We start from the raw sequence: 4,477 nt of genomic DNA, 5'->3' as shown, positions 1-4,477 counted from the left end.
AGGTAGCAGTAAAGATTGATTACCATACAGAACTAACTAACTGTTCAATGCTTTCAAGTGGTTAATTATCAACCAAACACATAATAATGCAAGATCAGTTTAGGCTTCTGATTTTGGACTAGAGTGTATTGCAGTATAATGACAATAACTTTGTGACCCAAATACAGGCAACTTGCTTTTCCGTTGCCTAGGACATTTTATGAATAATGATATTGAAAAAGATTTCAATTTAGGCGGTAGTGTAGAGCATGCGCTCAAGGGAGATTACGAGCTAAAAGTTAACGCCGTGCTCAAAGAGGCATGGGATTGTACGATCAAGCAATTTATCTCCTTTTCTCCTTCCATCGTGATTCTTTTATTTGTGCAGCTTGCGATCTTCTATATTGCTTTAAAATTGCAACTGGGTGATCCATCACTAATCTTGGATGCGTTAGAAACACCAGAAGCTTTCACAGGCAATATTGTACAAGCTATTTTTGTGGCTAATTTTAGCTATGAGGTCGTTAGTGCACCTATTTATGCTGGCGTGAGCTTAATGGCGATGAGTCATGTCGCTGGGTTAAGAACACAGCCAAGACATATAGGTAAGGGATTACAGTTCACCATCCCAGTGATTTTAGCAACGCTATTCAGCTTATTACTGCAAGGTGTAGCAGGAATGATTTTCCCATTGCTATCAATGTATTTGAGTATTGCGTTTAGCCAATCCATCTTATTGATCTGCGAAAAACGGGTTCCACCTATGCAATCACTGCTATTATCCTTACGCGCAGTAAATAAAAAAATCGTTCCTATTGCCGTGATTTATTCCGTGATCATGCTGATGTTCGTTGCCGCCGCGCTCTTTTATGGGATAGGTTTCATTTTTGTATTACCTTTCTTCTTCCATGCTAAAGGGATTATTTATCGCAATATGTTTGGCATCAAACTAAAGATCATAGCGACTAATCAATCCGACAATAATCCAAATTCTCAGGTGTTCAATGCGTAAAATAATCTTACTTACCGCCATCTCGCTCGTGGTTGTGAGCTGCAGCGTTTATTACGTCAAGCAAACCTCAACCGAGACGACTTACAAAAGCGACATTCCATCTTTGCAAGGTGCAAGAGCTATTGGCAAAGCGCCTGACTTCTCAGCCATCGATGATGTGAATGAGAAAAAGCATGCTTTTTTTTCTTTCTTAAAACCAGGGATAGCTTGGGAAAATTTACGTGTTTTGCGAGAGCGTGAAATATTAGAGAGGATTGCACAACATCATCTAAGCAATCAGATAGCCAAAAGTGACTATAGTGAGGCGCAAAAACTCTCTAAGCGATATGAAGTACCGATTCCTGCAGAAGGCATCACTAGCGCATGGTTAGAAAACATGCTGCATCGAGTTGACGTTTTACCCGAAGCGTTAGTCTTGACCCAGGCAGCGAATGAATCGGCTTGGGGAACCTCTCGCTTTGCAACTGAAGGAAACAACTATTTCGGTCAATGGTGTTACAGTGTAGGGTGTGGGTTGGTACCTTTGCAACGAGTGGAAGGTATGACTCACGAAGTGGCGAGTTTTGGTTCTGTTCAAGAGTCAATCCACGGTTACTTCATGAATGTTAACCGCAACTCCGCTTATCATGATTTACGAGAGATTCGTTTTCGATTAAGAAAAAATAATGCCGATTTATTGAGTGCCGACAGTGCCATGGAGATGACCAATGGCTTACTGAAATACTCAGAGCGCGGAGAAGCTTATGTGCAAGATCTTCAATCTATGATGCGTCACAATCAGCCTTTCTGGACAGAATAATAATGAAAAAAAGAACGCTTACCTTATTACTGACAACGTTATGCCTTGCTAACGCATTTCCCGTTAACGCTCAAGAGTATATGTTTACATACTCCAAGTTGTTTTCAGCAATGAAAAATAACGTGAAAGAAGAGTACCCCAATGTCAAAGTCGCTTATTATTTCCTTAATGCCAATACCAAGCAGCTCTGCCCAATAGAGAAGGCTTGGATGGAAAAAGAAAAGCACTATGAAGCGTTGAAAGTCAGTAGCAACCACGAGCTACTACTTCCTTTAGACGATCATTTACGGCAAGCGAATCCGTTAGTGTTTGTCGATACTCCTCAAGATATGCGTTGTGACTTTTCGACTGTTGTTATGGCAAAAGAGCAGTTCAAAGGAGAAATATCTTACCAGCAGGTCGCCATCTTATTACCTCAGATGCAAAAATTACTGGAAGAGCTCGGCGGGATGTTTGCGAGTTGGTTCACACCCGATGTTTCTGGTGTCACACTCGAATTTGCCAATAATTTGAATTCGCTCATTCAGTTGAGTAACGGCGAAACCATTAACATAGAAGATGGCAAAGCCCAAGTGGAGCTCAGTCAGCTGGGTGAAGGTGGATCGATGCAGTTGCCACAAGAAACGGTTCGCGTGTTACCTTATCTTCCCAAAGCGAAACATTAGACATGTTGGGCTAATATCAATAGGGCTGCATTCGCAGCCCGTACTCGTTTTATCTTTGTAGGAATATCAAAGATTGGTGACATCCAACTTCAAACTAGGATCAAACTCCATCACGCTATCCTCATCTTCGAGCGCTAGGATTGGCATCTCTTCTTTATCAAAACCAATGTCGCCGCCATTAATAACGCCTGAATCACGGTTAATCGACTTAAAGTCAAACAACTTGAAATCAGCCAAATGGCTAGGCACTACATTTTGCATTGCACTAAACATGGTCTCGATGCGCCCAGGGAACTGTTTATCCCAGCCATTTAGCATTTGCTTAATGTTTTGACGTTGCATGTTTGGCTGAGAGCCACATAGATTACATGGAATAATCGGATACTCTCGCATGTTCGCATATTTGATAATGTCTTTTTCACGACAGTAGGCTAGAGGGCGAATTACCACATGTTCACCGTTATCAGACACAAGTTTAGGTGGCATTCCTTTGATCTTTCCACCATAAAACATGTTCAAAAATAGCGTTTCTAGAATGTCGTCACGGTGATGGCCTAACGCAATTTTCGTCGCACCGAGTTCTTTGGCTGTACGGTACAAAATACCGCGGCGTAAGCGTGAACAAAGTGAGCAGGTGGTTTTCCCTTCAGGGATCTTATCTTGAACAATAGAATACGTGTCTTCTTCGACAATTTTATATTCAACGCCTAGTTGCTCTAAGTACTGCGGCAGAATGTGTTCAGGAAATCCGGGCTGTTTTTGATCAAGATTCACGGCAATAAGCTCAAAGCTAACAGGGGCACTTTTCTGAAGGCTCATTAGAATATCCAGCATGGTAAAGCTATCTTTACCGCCAGAAAGACATACCATAATACGGTCGCCATCTTCAATCATATTAAAGTCAGCAATGGCTTGACCCGTATTACGACGGATACGCTTCTGAAGTTTATTGAAATTATATTGTTGAGCTTTGGTGCGCTCTTGAATTTGCTCAGTCATCAGTGTCTGGTCTTTAATCTTTAAAACAAAATAGAGTGCGTATGATACGGATAAATAGCGCAGATGCCAGATCTAACAAGTAAGGAAGATAAAAAATCCCCCTCGTCTATGACAAGGGGGATCGATGATAGATCGGGCCATTTTAAATAGAGGTTTTAGGATCTAAAGGGCTCACGTAGCCATGCGGCTTTAATGCTAAAACATCACAGTTAATTTTATCAATGACTTGTTCTGCCGTATTGCCAATAAATACTGCCGATAACCCTGTACGCCCCGTCGTACCAAGAATAACCATCGCCGCATTGAGCTTTTCAGCTGCTTGAGGAATGACGTCTTCAGGCAAGCCTTGTTCTACAAGTGTTTGAGATTCATCTATACCATGCTTTTGTCGCAATGCTTTCATTGCCATCAAATGGTGACCACGAACAGCATCAGTGTAGGTCATTGGATCAAACTCGGGCAGCTCAATGGTGATATTCGCTGGCGTAATAGGGTATGAATTGACCAGATAAGGCGTCGCACCTAAACGAGTGGTGAGGCTTTTTAGTTGTTCAACCATGCAATCATTTAAATCAATATGAGCCGGATTTTCTGACCCCACATGTACCGAAGCGATTATATTCGCATTCTGTGGCCAATCTGAATTTTTGACCAATAGCACTGGAGTTGGGCATTTACGCAATAAGTGCCAATCTGTCGGTGTAAAAATAACGGATTCCAGGACATCATGCTTACGCGTCCCTTTGATCAGAATGTCATGTTCTCCGTAAAATATCTCAGCAATAATCGCTTCATAAGGGCGGTTATGCCACACCACTTTCACTTCAAATTGGATCGAACTATCAATATACGGTTCAGCTACTTTCCTCATCCATTGCTCGCGCTGATGGATAACACCACGTCGCATAGCATCACGTTCATCAACAGAGAGCATCGACGTCATGTCATAAGAGAAATCATAAATAGATAGAAAAAATGTAATGTGGCTAGAAGACGTGCTTTGCTGCGCTAACTGTATGGCTC

At 41.9% G+C, this 4,477-nt stretch carries 5 protein-coding genes; 3 read left to right on the top strand and 2 right to left on the bottom strand.

The window, feature by feature from the left end; genetic code table 11:
• Positions 1-199 precede the first annotated feature (199 nt).
• The 3 genes from B9J87_RS05290 to B9J87_RS05280 are packed head-to-tail and all read left to right on the top strand — an operon-like array spanning position 200 to position 2,455.
• On the top strand, positions 200-991 hold the full coding sequence (locus tag B9J87_RS05290) for a membrane protein (RefSeq protein ID WP_026028002.1): 792 nt from the start codon (positions 200-202) through the stop codon (positions 989-991).
• Entirely contained in the window at positions 984-1,790 is an 807-nt protein-coding gene (locus B9J87_RS05285) for a glucosaminidase domain-containing protein (protein WP_094125502.1), read from the top strand. Before B9J87_RS05290 ends, B9J87_RS05285 begins: the two co-directional genes overlap by 8 nt.
• Positions 1,791-1,792: 2 nt before the next feature.
• The gene (locus B9J87_RS05280) at positions 1,793-2,455 is read left to right on the top strand and encodes a DUF2987 domain-containing protein (RefSeq protein WP_094149647.1); all 663 of its coding nucleotides are present in this window, start codon (positions 1,793-1,795) and stop codon (positions 2,453-2,455) included.
• A gap of 66 nt (positions 2,456-2,521) precedes the next feature.
• Here B9J87_RS05280 and ttcA read toward each other — a convergent pair whose 3' ends face one another.
• Both ttcA and uspE read right to left on the bottom strand, forming a co-directional pair.
• Complete coding sequence (ttcA, locus tag B9J87_RS05275) at positions 2,522-3,454, bottom strand: tRNA 2-thiocytidine(32) synthetase TtcA (RefSeq protein WP_013856889.1); 933 nt, start codon at positions 3,452-3,454, stop codon at positions 2,522-2,524.
• A gap of 142 nt (positions 3,455-3,596) precedes the next feature.
• Positions 3,597-4,477 (bottom strand): universal stress protein UspE (gene uspE, locus B9J87_RS05270; RefSeq protein WP_254918096.1); only part of this gene is annotated, 881 nt, incomplete at its 5' end.

Source organism: Vibrio sp. V19_P1S1T109 (genome assembly GCF_002241375.1).
GTDB classification, from domain to species: Bacteria; Pseudomonadota; Gammaproteobacteria; order Enterobacterales; family Vibrionaceae; genus Vibrio; species Vibrio anguillarum.
The sequence above is the reverse complement of the archived record's forward strand: the minus strand, read 5'-3'. Positions and strand labels throughout refer to the sequence as shown.